Source organism: Aestuariibacter sp. GS-14, from assembly GCF_006494365.1.
Classification (GTDB): Bacteria; Pseudomonadota; Gammaproteobacteria; order Enterobacterales; family Alteromonadaceae; genus Alteromonas; species Alteromonas mangrovi.
In genome coordinates this window covers 238,633-256,514 of the sequence record NZ_VHIP01000006.1, presented here as the reverse complement: position 1 = coordinate 256,514, position 17,882 = coordinate 238,633, and the positions used below count along the sequence as shown (strand labels likewise).

12 protein-coding genes are annotated in these 17,882 nt (G+C 47.9%); 3 read left to right on the top strand and 9 right to left on the bottom strand.

Annotation, left to right across the window (positions count from 1 at the left end; genetic code table 11):
- The 9 genes from FJ444_RS12275 to FJ444_RS12235 form a co-directional block, all read right to left on the bottom strand.
- Nucleotides 1-747 (bottom strand): dienelactone hydrolase family protein, encoded by a 747-nt coding sequence (locus tag FJ444_RS12275; RefSeq protein ID WP_140958589.1) that lies wholly within the window; start codon nucleotides 745-747, stop codon nucleotides 1-3.
- A 142-nt stretch (nucleotides 748-889) separates the two neighbouring features.
- Entirely contained in the window at nucleotides 890-4,255 is a 3,366-nt protein-coding gene (locus FJ444_RS12270) for an amidohydrolase family protein (protein WP_140958588.1), read from the bottom strand.
- A gap of 129 nt (nucleotides 4,256-4,384) precedes the next feature.
- Nucleotides 4,385-5,914 carry a DUF3369 domain-containing protein gene (locus FJ444_RS12265; RefSeq protein ID WP_140958587.1) on the bottom strand — a complete coding sequence of 510 codons (1,530 nt, stop codon included), beginning with the start codon at nucleotides 5,912-5,914 and terminating at the stop codon, nucleotides 4,385-4,387.
- A 220-nt stretch (nucleotides 5,915-6,134) separates the two neighbouring features.
- Nucleotides 6,135-6,719: a PEP-CTERM sorting domain-containing protein gene (locus tag FJ444_RS12260; protein WP_140958586.1), complete on the bottom strand. Its 585-nt coding sequence runs from the start codon at nucleotides 6,717-6,719 to the stop codon at nucleotides 6,135-6,137.
- Between the two features lie 329 nt (nucleotides 6,720-7,048).
- Nucleotides 7,049-8,398 carry a glutathione-disulfide reductase gene (gorA, locus tag FJ444_RS12255; RefSeq protein WP_140958585.1) on the bottom strand — a complete coding sequence of 450 codons (1,350 nt, stop codon included), beginning with the start codon at nucleotides 8,396-8,398 and terminating at the stop codon, nucleotides 7,049-7,051.
- 101 nt (nucleotides 8,399-8,499) lie between these two features.
- Nucleotides 8,500-9,807: a response regulator gene (locus tag FJ444_RS12250; protein ID WP_140958584.1), complete on the bottom strand. Its 1,308-nt coding sequence runs from the start codon at nucleotides 9,805-9,807 to the stop codon at nucleotides 8,500-8,502.
- An 84-nt stretch (nucleotides 9,808-9,891) separates the two neighbouring features.
- The gene (locus tag FJ444_RS12245; protein WP_140958583.1) at nucleotides 9,892-11,568 is read right to left on the bottom strand and encodes an ATP-binding protein; all 1,677 of its coding nucleotides are present in this window, start codon (nucleotides 11,566-11,568) and stop codon (nucleotides 9,892-9,894) included.
- Between the two features lie 8 nt (nucleotides 11,569-11,576).
- A complete protein-coding gene (locus tag FJ444_RS12240; RefSeq protein WP_140958582.1) occupies nucleotides 11,577-12,410 on the bottom strand; it encodes a phosphate/phosphite/phosphonate ABC transporter substrate-binding protein in 834 nt (277 codons plus the stop codon).
- 22 nt (nucleotides 12,411-12,432) lie between these two features.
- Entirely contained in the window at nucleotides 12,433-12,993 is a 561-nt protein-coding gene (locus FJ444_RS12235; RefSeq protein ID WP_140958581.1) for a response regulator, read from the bottom strand.
- Between the two features lie 190 nt (nucleotides 12,994-13,183).
- On the opposite strand from FJ444_RS12235, the gene FJ444_RS12230 reads away from it, so the two are divergent.
- The 3 genes from FJ444_RS12230 (at nucleotide 13,184) to FJ444_RS12220 (ending at nucleotide 17,854) form a co-directional block, all read left to right on the top strand.
- Nucleotides 13,184-14,851: an EAL domain-containing protein gene (locus tag FJ444_RS12230; RefSeq protein WP_140958580.1), complete on the top strand. Its 1,668-nt coding sequence runs from the start codon at nucleotides 13,184-13,186 to the stop codon at nucleotides 14,849-14,851.
- Nucleotides 14,852-15,134: 283 nt separating this feature from the next.
- A complete protein-coding gene (gene prlC / locus FJ444_RS12225; RefSeq protein ID WP_140958579.1) occupies nucleotides 15,135-17,171 on the top strand; it encodes an oligopeptidase A in 2,037 nt (678 codons plus the stop codon).
- On the top strand, nucleotides 17,168-17,854 hold the full coding sequence (locus FJ444_RS12220) for a DNA-3-methyladenine glycosylase I (protein ID WP_140958578.1): 687 nt from the start codon (nucleotides 17,168-17,170) through the stop codon (nucleotides 17,852-17,854). Before prlC ends, FJ444_RS12220 begins: the two co-directional genes overlap by 4 nt.
- Nucleotides 17,855-17,882: the final 28 nt, after the last annotated feature.

Below are 17,882 nucleotides of genomic sequence, written 5' to 3'. Positions count from 1 at the left end.
TTATTTTCCGGGAACCAGTGTACGTTGAAAAAACTGCACTGCTTGCTGGTACATCTGTAATGCCAAAGCACCGTCGTAGCGTTCACCTTCATCGCGCATAAAGGCGTGTACGGCATTCACTTCCAGCCAGTGATAGTTCAGCCCGGTAGTCATGCATTGCTGATATATTTTCAGGCGTCCTTCCGCCGGCACATGCGGGTCCTGTTTACCCCATACAAAGAACACTTCGCCCTTGATGTCGGCCATTCTCGCCAAACTTTGATCCTGTGGACTCGCGGGCAGGGTATCGCTGTGAATATCGGTTGCATACAAGCAAAACGCGCCTAATACCGCTGGATTAAGTGCAGCCCGATAGGCCAGGTGGCCACCTAAACACACTCCCATTGCGCCCACGGCATCCGAGCAAAAATCGGCGTTTTGGCAATACTCAACTATGGAAGCCAGGTCGGAATCGTAGCTGGTCAGTGGCTTTTGCCACTTGTCGTTGTTGCCTTTGTCTTTGCCCGCGTCATCATAACCCAGCACCGTGCCTATGCTGTTTAGCTCATGGAATACTTCCGGCACAATTACCACAAAGCCATGGCAGGCCATCATTGCTGCTGAACGGGCAATAGGGGCAGTGTGCTGAAAAATCTCTGAGTAAAATACAATTGTAGCGTAACGACCTTCGGCTGCGGGGCGGTATACATAGCAACGCATTGTGCCTGTTGCCGTGTTCAAATCTACTTTGTGCTGGATAATTTGCATAGTGGTAGTCGTTTTCAGAGAAGTAAAAGCAGGGTAAGATTATTCGCTGATTTGAATCAAAATGCCAATGTTAGATTGATATCTAAGTAAGTAGCAGAGATAAAAAAGCCCGTCATTGACGGGCTATTGTGTTAGCTGGGACTTAGTGAGTCCAGTGTAAATGGTGCGCCTTTTCTTCTATTTCAATGGCAGTTTGTTCAGGCATAAATGCCTGGTTGTCTGCTTCGAAGAAGAATGGCTTGCGGGTTTTCTTACTGCCCATTTCGTTCATGGTGGCTACATCGAATACCCGGCCGTTGATCACGGTGTAAGTGAGATACTCACTGCGGCGGATGTCATTTAGTACGTTGCCGTCGGTGATCATGATATCGGCCAGTTTACCAGGCTCAATGCTGCCCAGATCTTTACCCATTCCCAGGTGCGTTGCGCCGTCGATAGTGGCACCGCGCAGGGCTTCCCATGGAGTAAATCCACCTTGTACCATGCTCCACATTTCCCAGTGAGCAGCCAAACCTTCACGCTGGCCGTGAGCGCCAATGTTAACCCGTACACCTTTATCGCGCAGGGTTTTCGCATAGGCCGCTACGTTAACGTGATTGTACTGGTCATCCGGTGCGGTTGGACGGCGAATAGCGCGGCTGTCCAATATCGTTGATGGGGTATAACGCAATAAACGCTCGTTTTTCCATACTTCGGTGCGATCGTACCAGTATTCTTCACCCATTAATCCACCGTAAGACACCACAAACGTTGGGGTGTAACCAAACTGCGTGGCTGACCACAACTGGGTTAAATCGCTGTAGCCGTGGGCCACCGGCAGACTGTGTTCAAGGCCAGTATGACCATCTACCAGCATGGTGAGGTTTTGGTGGAATTTACCACCGCCTTCTGGCACGACCATCATGCTTTGTTGTTTGGCAGCCCAGAGCACTTGCTGGCGCTGATCGCGGCGAGGCTGGTTATAGCTTTTCACCGAAATTGCACCGGTATCCTTTAAGCGCTGGACATGGAAGTAGGCATCGTCGTAGCTGTTGATAATAGCTTTGTAGCCCAGTCCTTCGGCACCGTACAAAATGGTTCCGGTAGAATAGATACGCGGCGCAACAATATTGCCCGTACGTTGTAACTCAGATGCAGCAAAAATCTCAGTCGTGTCGTTCGACGGATCGTGAATGGTAGTCACACCAAACGACAGGTTAGAGTACTGTGTCCAGTTTTGCTGAGGAATAATTTCGCTGCGGCCTTGGGCGCCGTGAGCGTGAGCATCTACCAGACCGGGCAAAATGGTTTTGCCAGAGGTATCAATGCGCATTGCGTCACTTGGGATCTCAATCTCACCGCGTTTACCTACCGCGGCAATGCGGTTATCTAAAATCAGTACCACACCGTCTTCGATTACTTCCTGGGTATTGTTGGCATCGCGCATGGTCACTACGGTTCCACCGATCAGGGCTTTGTATCCCATGGGTTTGTCGGTAGTGGTTTTAAAGCTAAGATCCATACCTTGTGATACTGGCTCTGGCAGCGCATCTTTGCTGGTGTTGCCTGCAAAGGTGAAGGCATCACTCAGCTCGCGTTCGAAGTAGTAAGGGCCGTGGAACCAGCTTAACGACTTGCTGTCGGCTCGCCAGGTGAGGTATTCGCCAGCTCGGTTCGACAACTGGGTTACCGGCATGGACGTCATGTCGGGTCCAATGCTTACTTTTTTACCATTGTCGGTAAAGGGGGTTACGTAAGTATTAAACTGATAAACAAACGCAACGTACTGACGGTCCGGCGACAAGCGGTATTCTGCTACTTTGTCGGCCCCGTACAAGTGTACGCGATGGTCGTTACCCTGCAGGTTCACGCTGGACAGTTGGGTCTCAGCGTAGGGTGTGCCTGACACCCGTTCGGTAAAGTACAGTCGGTCAGTTTTGCCTGCAAAGTGGGGCTGAACGCCGCTGTCACTGACTTTCACCGGCTTGTTGTTGCCCAGGTTCATCACATACAAACCCGGCTCAACAGAGTATTTGGGGTCAAGCAAGTAACCACCGGTAAATTTACGATAGGTTACCCATTCGCCGTCGGGTGAAAAGGATGGTTCAACATAATGCCCGGGCGTTGGCGTAATCACTTTACCTTTGCCGCCGCGTGCTGACACGATGCGAACACTACCCAGTTCCTGATCGTGCCAGGTGGTGTAAATGATGTATTTACCATCGTCTGAATAACGCGGGTAGAATTCGTCATGATCGTTCTGGCGGGTCAGACGCTTCATTTTGCCTGTAGCAATATCACGTACGTACAACTTGCCTAACGCCTGGAACAGCACTGACTTGCCGTCGGGAGACTTTTGCGACCACCGGATCATCTTTACGTCGAACTCGTCTGGTGCCACATCCACATCAAAGTGGAGGGCATCGGCCACTTGCTTGGTTGTGCTCACGCTTACCGGGATCTGCGTGATTTCGCGGGTTTTTACATCCAGTTTGTTAAACTTACCGCCAGTCCAGTACACAATTGACTTGCTGTCCGGTGTCCAGTCGAAGTAAGCGTAATAGCCTTCTGAACCAAATCCTTCCTGCATATCGCGTTCAAGTTCGCGGCTTAACAGGGTTTCTACGCCGGTTTCCACGTCTTTAATAAACAGCGCGGTGTCGTATTTTACCCGGCGTAAAAAGGCGATGTACTTGCCATCAGGAGAAGGCGTGGGCACAACTGCGCCACCGGTGCCACTGATGTAGTTGGACTCCTCGCCGGTTGTGCGGTCAAAACGGGTAATCGCGAAAATGCCCTCCAGCGGGTCGCGGTTGTATTCAAAATAGGCACCCGGCACCGTGTTTTGGGTGTAATAAATATATTTACCGTCGTGCGAAAATACCGGGTCTGCAATGTTCTGCTGGTCGCGTTTGCCGTTCACGCGTTCTTTTATGGGTAAGCCTGCTCCACCTGCCTGGTGATAAATCCAAATTTCACCGGCCGGGATACTGCGCGAAGACATGATCCCTTTAGTCACCACAATGTATTGCCCATCCGGACTCCATTTGGGTGAATGGATGATATTGTTCTTTTCCTTGGTGACTTGCCGTAAGTCTGTGCCATCGGCGTTCATCACCCACACATTGGCCACGCCGTCGCGATCGGATATAAAGGCGACTTTACTGCCATCGGGTGAAATGGCTGGCTGGATATTCCAGGCGAAGTCTTCCGTAAGCGCAGTGGCTTTGCCGCCACCTATATCGGCACGATAAATATCGCCCAGCATGTCAAACAGGAAATACTTGCCGTTTGGCGCAATATCCAGGCTCGACCAGGTGGTCTCTTCAGTATTAATGGCAACATTGGTGAGCGGGAATGGTGGTTTGGTTACGTCCCAGCTAGCTACATCGTAACCGGTAGTCTCTGTGGCTGGCGATTGGGTATCCTGTGCTAAAAGAGCAGGGCTGTGTAAAGCCAGCACACTTAATAATGACAAGGCAATTTTGCCCGGGCGAAGCCGTATCTTGTTCTGTCGGGATTGATTCATTGTTGTTCTCTGTTGATGTTATTGTTGAGTGCAACCATTATTGGCAACAGTTGCCAGTATAAGATAAGCCGATAGGGAATGGACGGCATTCATCGAAGAAATTTAGCAACTTGTACGAATAGCGAGGGCTTAATCCAGATCGGGAAATTGCGCTCGAATAGCCGTAAATTCGTCAAAATGGGTGAGTAAGATATCTACCAAAGCAGGATCAAACTGCTTACCCCGTTGCTTTTCAAAATACGTTTTTATCTCGGCTTCAGACCAGGGGCCCTTGTAGCACCGTTTGCTACCCAACGCGTCAAACACATCGGCAACGGCCGACACCCTGCCCGCAATGGAGATTTGTTCGCCAGCCAGGCCATTGGGGTAACCATGGCCATTCCACTGTTCATGGTGTTCATGGGCAATTTGGGCACCTACCTGCAATATAGGATTGGTACTCTTACGCAACATGTCGTAACCCACTTTGGCGTGAGAGCGCATGATGGCAGCTTCTTCCTCGTTGTGTTTACCGGGCTTGTTGAGCACAATATCGGGGATGGCTACTTTGCCCACATCATGTAGTGGCGAGGCCAGTTTGATCATTTCTGCTTCGGATTCAGTTTGGCCTGCGCGAAGTGCCAGTAAGTGGCTAATGTGGGCAACCCGTCTTACATGTGAGCCGGTTTCTTTGGAGCGCACTTCAACGGCTTCGCCAATAATGTAAGAGAGTTCTTTTTGTGACTCCCGAATTACTTCGCGAAGCTTAATATTTTCGTGTGATACCGCAATATTGTGCGCAAAGAAACTCAGTAGATGGTGTTGCACAGCTTCCAACTCGTCATTGCGGGCGACATACAGCACACTCTCCATGCCACGACGCGTGGTGAAGTAACTCACAAAGTAATCGTCTCCCTTTACACTTTGCTTTTGTCGCAAGGCCGATTCGATGCGGCGCTGAATATCAGGCGGAATGGCGGTGGCAGATTTATTGTGCAAATTGGTAGCCAACACCTTGTACTGATTCCCCGATTTGGCGTCACGGGTGACCGCACAACAAATGATGTCGCTGGACTCAATGCCCAGGATAAGCGAAATCTGGTTCAAAATGGTTGAAGCAAACTGGGGTAGGGTGTCACACTCAATAAACTGGGTTGTAGCGTGAATTATTTTTTCCAGGCCCTGTCGATGCCGCTCAATCAGTTTCAGATCCCGATAGGCTCTGAGTGCGGTATACATGGCCGTTTTCAGCCGCATGGCCGTGAGTTCGGTTTTGTTTTTATAGTCGTTTATATCGTAATCGCGGATTACGCGTTCTTCAGGGGCTTCGCCGGGTTGGCCGGTTCTTAAAATAATTCTGAGTACCTGATCATTCAGGGTTTCGCGGATCCATTGCACCAGCTTTAAGCCTGCCTGGGTGGATTCCATAACAACGTCCACCAGCGCAACGGCAAAGCCTGCGCCGTTATCCTGGGTTAAAATGGCCTGAGCTTCTGCAGCGCTGCTTGCAGTATGAAATTCTATGCGTTTGCCCTCAAATTCAAAGTCGCTTAACACCATTTTAGTAACAGTATGAATTTCAGGTTCATCATCAACAATGAGCACTTTCCACACAGCCATACATGGCGCTGATTCTTCCGACTCGTCGTCACTGGCAAACAGTAGGTCGTCACCCAGCATAAATACACACTACCTTTTTTATATTGTTAATAATGAATATAGTACAGCGCTGGGATTCCGCCGGTTTACTACACTGGCATTTAATTAAACTTTAGGATAATTATGTAAGAAATTGATGGGACTTGCGTGTTTACTTCGGCATAACAGCAAAAAGCCCGGTAAGAGTACCGGGCTTAATTGAAATCCGTATTGCGTTCTTTTTTGTGAACGGCTGGCGTGATTACTTAGTGCGACGCGCTAGTCGCAGACCAGCAAGCCCCAGGCCTAATAGTGCCAGAGAGGCTGGCGCTGGTACGTCACTGGTGTCAGGCAGAATTACTGTTGGTTCCGCGCCGTTTTTGGCATCCATGATGGTGCTAAACAGTGAGTCGCCGTTGGCGTCGAAGAAGGTCACTTTGTACACGTCGCGCTCTCTACAGCAATCGTCACGACCAAAAATTTGGAATGAAAACAGTTCCTGTACGCTGCTAAAAGCAATGGTTAATGCAGTATTAAACTGACCGTTAGCGTTATGATAAATCTGACTTAAACCGTAGTTTCCTGCTGTATTTCCATCGATGGCATTGCTCGCACTGGTGCGAAAATCCCACTGATTTGGCGCAGATGCAACTGCACCAGCCGTACCCAGCGCAACATCATTTAAGTCCATATTTAAGGCAATAACTTCGGCTACCTGCAGGTATTGGCCAATGTTATTTTCAATTTCAACGTAGCTAACATTGATCAAACCAGCGTGTGCACTGGTCATGCCGGCAACAGAAAGTGCCAATGCGCAGAGAGAATTTTTTAATTTCGATAAAATCATAACAACTCCAAGTTAAATTCCATATAAAACAAAAACAACTAAAACTTCGTCCTAATTTTTTGCTTTAACTTGTCAAATGACGAACATGAATTAGCATGAAATATGCCATTATTTTTATTATTTTATTTCAATGGCTTGCATGTTGTCATACCAGCTGGCGATTGGCATGGTAAAAAAAGCTGACAGATCGAAGTAAGTGTGCGGTTGTTTTTTGTTCAGCCTGGTGTGGCGATAAGCAGCGGGGCGGTGGGGCAACGCGGGCGGTTAGTCTGTGCGGGCAGGTGCTCACATGTCAGGTTTGGCATGTGAGCACCTGAGTCTTATGAGTATTAAGTCATAGTAACGAATTCTTCACCGCTGGTGGGGTGAATAGCAATACAGGCGTCAAAATCGGCTTTAGTTGCACCCATTTTCATGGCAACCGCGAAGCCTTGCAGGATTTCGTCCATGGCGTAACCAATACCGTGTAACCCTACCACGCGTTGCGATTTGCCTTCGCATATCAGCTTCATGCTGGTTTGCTGTCGATGACGGGTTACCGCCGTGTACATGGCTGCAAAACTTGAGCGATATACCGTGAGATTGTCTTTGCCGTACTTGGCTTCGGCTTCAGCTTCAGTGAGACCAACCGTGCCGATGGGCGGATGACTGAATACCACAGTGGGCACCAAAGAATAATCCAAATGTGCATTGTGTTGTTGGTTAAACAGGCGTTCGCTAAGGAGTCGGCCCGCTTTAACCGCAACAGGCGTAAGTTCTGGTTGGCCAGTAATGTCGCCCACTGCGTACACGCCCTCAACGGAGGTGTTCTGATAGGTGTCTACAGTAATGAGGCCGTTACTCTGCACGGCAATTTGGGTATTTTCCAGGCCAATGTTGTCGGTGTTGGGACGTCGTCCGGTAGCCCAAATCAAACAATCAACGTTAAGCGTATTGCCAGTGTTGAGTGTTAAGGTTAGCTGTCCGTCAGACTGCTTTTCAACACGGGTTATCTCGGTTTTTGGATGCAAATTTACGCCTTCTTCAGCCATTAAGGTTGTAAGCGTTTCCTGAATGGTATGGTCGAAATTGCGCAGTGGCATAGGCTGGCGAATTAACAAATGCGTGTCGCTGCCTAATGCATTTAATACCCCGGCCAGCTCAACACCAATGTAGCCACCGCCTACCACGGCAACGGACTTGGGCTGTGTGGTTAGTGCAAAGAAACCATCGGAATCAATACCGTATTGTGCCCCTTCAATGTCGGGCGTAAACGGGCGGCCGCCGGTTGCAATGGTAATGTGTGGGGCAGTGTAATGCTCGCCGTTTACTTCTACGGTGTGGTTGTCTACAAATTTGGCATAACCGTTCAACAAGGTCACCTTGTTGTTACCCAACACCCGGTCGTAGGATGCATGAATTCGCGAGATGTAGGCCTGGCGGCTGGCTACCAAAGTCTCCCAGCTAAAGTTGTTTACGGTTACATCAAAACCATAATCCGGGCCGTATTTGTGAATTGCTTCAGCAACCTGCGCGCCGTACCACATGGCTTTTTTCGGAACACATCCCACATTAACGCAGGTTCCGCCGACAGCCTTGCTCTCAATCAGCAATACTTTTTTACCGTGCTTGGCTGCTCTGTTGGCAGAAGCAATGCCGCCGCTTCCTCCACCAATACAAATATAGTCGAACTGTTGCATGAAATACTCACCTGAGTGTTTAATTTAAGGTGTATTCTTGCATTTATTACGCATACAAAACACCGGTTTAGCGCAAGTATAGGGTTACTTTGTTGGTAAAGTTACCCTATCGTCGCGTCTTCTAACCCATTTCGTTCAATGGCAATGTCGAAATAGCGGTTGTGTTCACGTTCGTACTGAGCCAGTTTCGTGATGGTAGCATCGGTAAATACGTGGCCCTCAGGCAGCAGCAGTATGTGATTTTCGTTGTAGAGATTTTTGCTGAGAACCATGCCTGCTCTCAGCTCGCTGGTCCCTAAACGGTTTTCGATGTAACTGGGTTTATCAATGTCCCGGTTGTTCAGCAGGATATCCAGTACGGCTCCGTCATAGCGAGTATTGCGGTGTTTTTTTAATTCCATTTTGGCTTCAATGGGGGTCATAGTTTGTCCGGTAACCCGGCCACTCACCATGCGCCAGTAATCTCTGGCTACAGCCAGGATCCTTGCGCCAATTGGAATTTGAGACGCCACTAATTTATATAAACCTGCACCATTGTAATACTCAAACTGATACTCCAGTATGTCGCTTACTTCCTGCAAATGTTCTGCGGGCGCGAGTATAGTTTTGGCCAGTTTAGTTTGCGACAGATAATTTTTTTGTTGCTGATAAGTGAGCTTGTTAAATGCCGGACGATAATCTTCAGGTTTTAACCCCAGCAAACCAAACTCGCCAATCAAACAAGCATAACGAATAACATTGATTTCTTCCTTGGGGCATTCCAGCAGTGTGGCTAGCTTAGTGGCTAATTCGCTCACTTCAATGGCGAATTTACCGTCGATATCCGGGTTGATGGAAATCACGTTAAACAGAACCTGCTCAAGCGCGGCGTTGCGCTGCTCTATACGGCGCAGGGCCGCTTTAATTTGCTTGGTGCGTTTTTGCACTACCTGCTCAAGTGAGTTGTTCACTTCTTTCAGTTTGGCATTTTGCAGTTTGGTAAGCTTTTGCAGGCGCGTGTTTTCATCTTTCAGGCGAATGCGTTCCAGGCCCTCTTCAATGGTATTTATGAGTTCCTGATTGTCCCAGGGTTTTTGCAGATAACGGTGAATACGGCCCTGATTAACGGCTTTAATAGTGGCGTCTATGTCGGCAAAGCCGGTAAGTACCACACGGAAAGTGTCTGGATATAGTGTTGCAACCTGTTCCAGCAACTCTGCGCCAGTCATACCAGGCATTTTCATATCTGATATCACCACGTGAATGGTTTTTTCCTGCATGATTGCCAGGGCTTTGTCGCCACTATCGGCCAGTGTGAGATCAACATCCAATGAGAAAAGTGCACGCTTAATGGCACGCAGGATGTTTTGCTCATCGTCAACACAAAGCACCTGATATCTTACTTGCTCTGTGTGTTGTGGATCTGTCATGTCTTACTCCTTGTTAAACCTGGTTTGCCGCGCAAGGCTCCTGCCTGCAGGGCAGTTAAGGTTTAATCAGTGAAAAGGAAGCAACTACTGTACTTCCTGATTTTCTGGTTGCAACGCCTGGTCAATATCACCAGTAGGCAAGGTAATTACGAACTTACTGCCTTCACCTTCTTTGCTGGTCACGCTAATCGTACCGCCATGTTCCTGTATAATGCCGTAGGTAATCGACAACCCTAGCCCGGTGCCCTGACCTTCGGGTTTCGTGGTAAAAAACGGGTTGAAGAGTTTTTCCTGATTTTCTTCAGAGATACCGCAACCTGTATCGGCTATTTCAATCCTCACCTGGTCTTTGTGTAACCGGGTTTGCACAGTTATAACCCCTTGTCTTCCCGTTGATTCAATCGCTTGCCCTGCATTGATTAGTAAATTCGTGAATACCTGGGTAAGCTTTCCTACATTAATGAACACCCGGGGCAGGTCAGCAAACTGTTTCTCTACCCTACAAATATATTTTAGTTTGTTATTCACCATTGTCAGGGTGGTGTTGAGACAGTGATTTAAGTCGAACCACTGTTTTTCGTCGGAGTCGATGCGTGAAAAAACTTTTAGTCCTTTTACAATTTCGCTTACCCGCGTGAGCCCTTCCACCGATTCTTCTATCAATGGCGTGATGTCCTCACTGATAAAGTCAAAATCATGCTGCTCGTAAAATTGATGAATTTCGTTGATAAGCGCTTTCTGTTCGTCAACGTTGGTGTCTGGCTCAAGCTTTTTCACCAATGTCATCAGTATCTGGAACATCGACAGGTAATCAGTCAATGTGCTTAAGTTACTGCTAACAAAGCCCACTGGATTATTGATTTCATGGGCCACACCTGCCGCTAGCTGGCCTACAGACGCCATTTTTTCCGCCTGGAATAATTGTTGTTGAGTTTCTTTAAGTTCTTTGTTTGAGCGCTCTAACTGCGCATTTTTTTCACTGAGCGCCTGGGTTCTCTGCGTGACTTTTTCTTCCAGGGATTGATTGAGTTGTGTGAGTTCGTTTTCCGCTTCCATCCGCGAGCGGCATTCATCCGCCAGGCTAATAACCAGAATGTTAAAGGTTTTGACCAGCTCGGTAAGTTCATCCTGCCCTTTTTCGGGAATGGTAGTATTGCGGTAGTCCTTTGTTTTTACCGCTCTAACAATATTTTTGGCACCTTGACGCAGTGTATTCAACTGGGAGGTTAAATAGGTGCCAAGTCCATAACTGAATAACGCTACAAGCCCCAGTTCGATGAGCGCCAGCGATACTATCCAATTGCGGATTTTGATAAGTGATGTTTGTACGTAGCCAATGTCGATGCCAAGCTGGATTTCACCGTAATGATGTCCCGACACTACAATGCTGCGGCTTGAATCAAATACCTCATCGGTTACCTCTGCCAGGGTGGTGTCAGCATAAAAATCAGCCGGCAAATTCGAATAGTTTGTTGCCTGAGCCAGAATGCGCTGTTGATTGTCAATAATACGGACATAGGCAATGTCCGGATTTGTCATCAGTTCCTGCACTGACGCTTCGAGTGCAGCTAAATCGAGGGTGAGTAACGCGTCTTTGGTGGTTGACGCAAATAAGTTAATAGTAGTGGACGCGCGTTTAACTATGTTGTCTTCAGCTAAGCGGTTAATAAAAGACAAACTGGTTACGATCAATACAATCAGCAAGGTTGCTTCGATAATCGCTGTACCAGTTATTGTTTTGGTTCTTAATGTTAAACGCATACCCGTTCCTAGTAATAAGGCCGTGAAAGCGACAAAATACCCAACTCTCTGACATCATCCCAATCACTGTCCAGGGCTTCAATAAAACCGGTAAAATTAATACCTTGCAGGAGGTGAGCGTTGTCTTCACTCTCACTTAACGATAGCAGTGCGTCGAGTATGAGACGTCGGTGAGCCTCAGGAACCCGGCTGTGAACAGCCAGTGCATGGGGCGTATAATCCTTACTTTTCCAAAGAATCCGCAATTGCTCGTTCTGTACTTGGGGTAAATGTTCAAAGGTACGAATAATGCCTCCACCGGCCGGAAACAGTCCGTTGATAACATTAAGATAGACGGAGTCGTGAGAATTTACATACTGCGCATTAATACTGATGTTTTCTTTTGCCAATTGGCCGCGGGGAATAATACTGGCTGCGAAAGCGGCAGGAGCCGGGAAAGCCAGTGTTTTGCCATAGAGTTGTTCCAGTGTGGTGTAAGGACTGTCCTTTTTTACCACAATAATTCCGCTAATCCGCTTGTGGGCATCTCTGGCTAACGGCAAGTAATTCGCCGATTCACTAAACACCACATAGTGATACGGATTCATATAAACTAAATCATAATCCTGCTGCGCAACCCGGTTTTCAAATGTTGGAATATCGGTTGCTGTGGCAAATGAAATCGCAAAACCGGTTTTTTCGTTGATATAGTCGATAACCGGGATCCACATACCAGCCAGCTTTTGTGCAGACTGTTGAGGTACAATCCCCAGCGAGTATTGAACGGGCGTTTGAACAACGGGCTCGGGCTGTTGAGCAAAAACGCCGGTACATACCAATAGCAAGACTAAAAGTGCTTTCATCGCGACAGCCCTCAATGGCGTGTTAATTTAGCATGAACTGTTCGAACAGCTGAGTCAGATCATGGTTAGAAAACGGTTTGGTTAAGGCAGCATCCGCGCCCAGAGACAATGCCTTTTGTAAACTGGTGTCATCTAACGCAGAGATAACAATTATTTTAAGCCCTTTTTGCGATTCCTGCTGGCGGGTATATTCAATAACGCTGTAACCGTCCATGCCTGGCATACTCAGATCCAGCGTCATAATGCGCGGAGCGTGCTGACTTAACATCATGCCTGCCTGAAACCCACCTGTAGCGATCAGAGTGTCAAAGCCTGCTCTTCGGGCCACCCTTTGGATTGATTTAGCAACCGGCATTTCATCATCTACAATTAAAATTAACGGCGATGCCTCGGGTTTTAACGCGTCAGGAATCGGCATGTCGTGGTGTTCCAGAAAATCAATGAAGTCACTGATTAACACCCTATTATTGCCGCGGCCAGGAAGCTTAAAGCCCTTTAGCTTACCGCTTTCCAGCCAGCGAATTACCGTTCGCAAGTTGACATCGCAATACTGTGCGATTTCTCCAGAGGTTAATGTTTTCACTGCTCTACCTCAGTGTTTTGTTTTGTCATTGCGATAAGATATAACATTAAAAGCAAGTTAAGGCAATTAAGACCTATGTATAATATGCGACATTAGTGACATTGTGTTAGTGTGCTATAGTCAGAGAATAAAATCTGGTGTTTTAAACGTGTTTATTGGCCTGAATATTGGGATTGCAGAGGCATAACGTATGTATAGTGGGCAGCATGAACAGTCCTACCAACCATTAACTGTGTTGGTAGTAGATGATGAGAAAGCAATTGTTAATGCATTAAAGCGTGAATTGCGCTCGCTGGATTGTGATGTGATAACCGCTACATCGGGACGAAAGGCAATGTCGATATTACAGTCGCAACCTGTCACGCTGATGATTACCGATCACAATATGCCAGAAGTCAGCGGTGTGGATTTACTGAGATTTGCCCACCAGTACTCACCGCAAACCAAAAGTTATATGTTAAGTGGGGAAGGTGACTTACAGGCCGCCGTTGAGTTACTTAATCAAGGGTTAATCAGTAAATATTTGTCCAAGCCCTGGGACAAACGCGCATTGCAAGAGGAAGTCTCCGGTATATTGAATGCCTGTCGGGCAGCTGATAACGGTGTTGTTCATAAAGAGTTAAAACCCAGGAGCAATAGCAATGTTATTCGCTTGCAGGATTACAATGCTCTGATCCTCATCCGGCTACTAAACAGCAGTGATATTTTGTTGAGTTATGGCGAACAACAAGTAGAAGCGCTGGAAGTATTACTTGCGGGACGTATTGATGGTCTTGTTACGCAAAGCCACAAGTTGCGACTGGAGCAGAGCGGTGTATTTGGGTTATACCTGGAACAGGCAACAGTTGAGCAAACGCAAATTCTTTGTGCTCAGATCAGACAACAATTGCAGCGTACTTTCAATGTGAATGGCGCTGCAATTTTCTGCCATATTGGTATTGGTTTCAGAGCTCTGCACGACAACAAACTTGACCATGGCATTTTAATTAACAGCCTTGCCGATACCATCGTCAGAGACAGCCATCGCATCAGTGTTTCGCATTTGGATAACTCCACTATTTCGCAGTATCAACGGCAGCAACTATTGAGTGCTGAAGTTGAGCAAGGACTCAAAAATCAAGAGTTTAAGCTGGCATTCCAACCTAAAGTGTCTACGTCCACCGGGTTAATTCAAAGCGCTGAAATCCTATTGCGCTGGCAGCATCACAGTTTAGGGTGGGTACCGCCGTCTGAATTCATTTGTTTAACTGAGTTAGACGGACAAATTAAAGCCATCGGTGAGTGGGTGCTCGACAATGGTTTTAAAGCCGCCAGTGAACTGCGCAGATTCAGTACTGAACTCACCAGTATCGCGATTAATATTTCAGCGAAGCAATTGCAGTCGTCCCACATTGTTGAGTTTATTAGCGAGAAGTTGAAGCAGTACTATCTACCGCCATCATTCATTGAACTGGAAATAACCGAAACTGCATTGGTAGAAAACGGCCAGTATCTGGAAGAGATATTGTGGCAGCTAAAATTGCTGGGATTAAAGCTCTCAATTGATGATTTTGGTGCTGGCTTTACCTCGTTTTCGTACTTATCGAAGTTACCTATCGACATTCTCAAGCTCGATCGCAGCTTAATCATGGGATTGCATAAAGATCGCCAGCGCCAGGAGTTTATTGGTAGCCTGATAGTAAGCTGCAAAAAGCTCGGTATTAAAGTGGTAGCCGAAGGAGTGGAGGAGCAGGAGGAACTGGCCTGCCTGAAGTCAATGCGCTGCGATACCATTCAAGGGTTTATTTATAGTCCGGCAGTACCCAGGCAGGAGTTTGAAAAACTGATGATTCGCCAGCCGTTCGTAAATAAGCACTAAAACTGGCCTTTTAGCTTACGGGGGCACTGCGCGATACTCGGTGTGAGGTACCCCGCACATTTTTGCTTTTTTATATGGTAATTCTTCCAGACTTGTTTTTTACTAAATTATCCCAATTTCATTCATAATACGTAATCACACACGTTCAGAACAAAGTATGCGGCAATGACAGGTACTGAGCAGTTTACGCGGGTTGTCTATTTGTGTTTCAAGCACATCATAAGTTCATTCGCGAGCAGGCCAATGCCGCTTTTCAATATACTCGTAAAGTTAAGAGAATTTCATGACAGCACTCGCCATTGAAAAAGTAGACGGATTACCTTTATTCACTGCCATTACGCCTGATCAGGTTAAACCTGCTGTAGAAAAGGCTATTGCGCATTGTAAAGCCACTATCGAGCAGGTGGTGGCTAGCAATCAGTACACCTACAAAAACGTAGTCGACAGTATCGATGAAGCAGACGATGTGCTGAACAATATCTGGTCGCCGGTGTCGCATATGAATTCCGTGGTAAGCAGTGATGAGTTACGCAAAGTGCACGATGCGTGTTTGCCAATGTTATCTGAGTACGGCACCTGGGTAGGTCAGCACGAGGGCTTGTATCAGGCGTATAAGTCGCTGCGCGATAGCGATGAGTACGGGCAACTTGACGAAGCTCAGCGCAAGGTAATCGATAATACACTCCGCGATTTTACGCTGTCGGGTGTTGCGTTACCTGCCGATACTAAAAAGCGTTTCGCAGACATTCAGGCACGCTTATCCGAACTGTCGTCTACGTTTAGTAATAACGTAATGGATGCGACGATGGGCTGGACCAAACATGTAACCGATGAAGCCGAACTGGCGGGTTTGCCTGAGTCTGCATTGGAAGCGGCCAGTCAGGCAGCGCATCAGAAAGACCTGCAAGGCTGGTTATTTACACTGGATATTCCCAGTTACCTGCCAATCATGCTTTATGCTGATAATCGCGCACTGCGCGAGGAAATGTATCGGGCTTATGCAACGCGCGCGTCAGAGCAGGGCCCGAACGCCGGTGAGTGGGATAATACCCCCATTATTCAGGAAACCCTGGCATTGCGCTCAGAACTGGCGTCATTATTGGGCTTTGCTAATTACGCAGAGCGTTCCATAGCTACGAAAATGGCTTCAACCACAGAGCAGGTAACCGGCTTCCTGCGTGATTTAGCCGCTAAATCCAAACCCCAGGCAGAGCGAGAGCTGGCCGAAGTGCGCGCGTTTGCCGCCGACAAACATGGTATGGAAGCGCTTGAAGCCTGGGACGTGCCTTATTACAGCGAAAAACTTAAGCAAGACCGCTATTCTATTTCCGATGAAATTCTGCGCCCATATTTTCCTGAGCACAAAGCACTTAGCGGCTTGTTTACCGTGGTGGAAAAACTCTACGGGTTGTCTATTACTGAAGTCAACAACGCAGATACCTGGCACAAAGACGTACGTCTGTTCAGTATTACCGACAAGGACGGCACCTTGCGCGGACAGTTTTATTTAGACTTGTACGCGCGTCCGAAAAAACGCGGCGGTGCCTGGATGGATGTTTGCCGGGTGCGCAGAGTAAAAGCCAGCGGTGAATTGCAAACGCCAGTGGCTTATCTGGTATGCAACTTCAATGGCCCGGTGGGTAATAAGCCCGCTCTGTTTACTCACGACGAAGTGGTAACCCTGTTCCATGAGTTTGGTCATGGTATTCATCACATGCTAACGCAAATGTCAGTACCTGGGGTGTCGGGTATTAGCGGTGTGCCGTGGGATGCTGTAGAACTGCCCAGCCAGTTTATGGAAAACTGGTGTTGGCAGGAAGAAGCGCTGGGCTTTATTTCAGGCCACTACGAATCGGGTGAGCCACTGCCTAAATCCCTGTTAGATAAAATGCTGGCAGCGCGGGATTTCCAGGCGGCCATGCAGATGATTCGACAGTTGGAGTTCAGCCTGTTTGACTTCCTATTACACATGGAAGACGGCAAAACGGCTGATGTGCAGGGCGTGCTAAACACTGTGCGCGAGGAAGTATCCGTTATTCAGCCGCCATCGTTTAACCGTTTCCAAACCAGCTTTGGACATATATTTGCTGGTGGCTACGCTGCTGGTTACTACAGCTATAAATGGGCGGAAGTGTTGTCTGCTGATGCATTCAGTCGGTTCGAGGAAGAGGGGATTTTTAATCCGCAAACCGGTGCCGATTTCCTGCATAACATTTTGGAAATGGGGGGAAGCCGTGAACCAATGGATCTGTTCGTGGCGTTTCGTGGACGCGAACCTGAGGTTGATGCGCTGCTTCGACACAATGGTATCGCCGCGTGAGCGCTGAAAAATTCGACGCCATCTATGCCCGGGCTGCCGAACGAAAAGGCGGTGAAGCGGGTCTTGAGGCCTTAGTAGGGCAGCCTTTACCGGCTGCTGCTGTGGCGGCGTTAAGCGACGACAGAGTGCTCTCGGCCTTTACCAAAAAGGTATTTCAGTCGGGCTTTGTATGGCGGGTGATCGAACAAAAATGGCCGGATTTCGAAGACTTATTTTTTAATTTCGACGTAGACAAAGTGCTGTTGATGCCAGATGACATGCTGGAAAAGCGTGCCCAGGACAAGCGCATTGTGCGCAATCTTAAAAAAGTGATGACCATACGCGACAACGCCATTATGTTGAAAGACATCGCTCAACGGCATGGCAGCTTTGGTAAATTTGCCTCGCAGTTTAGCGGTGCTTCGATAATCGACCTGTGGGCGCACCTTAAAAAGCATGGCGCGCGCTTAGGTGGCAACACCGGGCCTTACGCACTTCGCACGATGGGCATAGATACCTTTTTACTGAGTCAGGATGTGGAAGGTTATTTTCGCGCACACAACCTCATTAGCGGCGGCTTAACCAGCAAGCAAAGCTTAACCACCATTGCCAACACGTTTGCCGACTGGCAGTTGCAAAGTGGCAGAAGCTTACAGGCCATTAGTCAGATTGTGTCGTACAGTTGCGGTGACAACCGGGTTTAATGCATTACCCCACTCAGCAAAGCATCAG

Coding starts and splice junctions, on each gene's coding strand:
- FJ444_RS12275 (WP_140958589.1), bottom strand. CDS start 747: ATGCAAATTATCCAGCACAAAGTAGATTTGAACACGGCAACAGGCACA.
- prlC (WP_140958579.1), top strand. CDS start 15,135: ATGACAGCACTCGCCATTGAAAAAGTAGACGGATTACCTTTATTCACT.
- gorA (WP_140958585.1), bottom strand. CDS start 8,398: ATGCAACAGTTCGACTATATTTGTATTGGTGGAGGAAGCGGCGGCATT.
- FJ444_RS12260 (WP_140958586.1), bottom strand. CDS start 6,719: ATGATTTTATCGAAATTAAAAAATTCTCTCTGCGCATTGGCACTTTCT.
- FJ444_RS12270 (WP_140958588.1), bottom strand. CDS start 4,255: ATGAATCAATCCCGACAGAACAAGATACGGCTTCGCCCGGGCAAAATT.
- FJ444_RS12245 (WP_140958583.1), bottom strand. CDS start 11,568: ATGCGTTTAACATTAAGAACCAAAACAATAACTGGTACAGCGATTATC.
- FJ444_RS12250 (WP_140958584.1), bottom strand. CDS start 9,807: ATGACAGATCCACAACACACAGAGCAAGTAAGATATCAGGTGCTTTGT.
- FJ444_RS12240 (WP_140958582.1), bottom strand. CDS start 12,410: ATGAAAGCACTTTTAGTCTTGCTATTGGTATGTACCGGCGTTTTTGCT.
- FJ444_RS12265 (WP_140958587.1), bottom strand. CDS start 5,914: ATGCTGGGTGACGACCTACTGTTTGCCAGTGACGACGAGTCGGAAGAA.
- FJ444_RS12230 (WP_140958580.1), top strand. CDS start 13,184: ATGTATAGTGGGCAGCATGAACAGTCCTACCAACCATTAACTGTGTTG.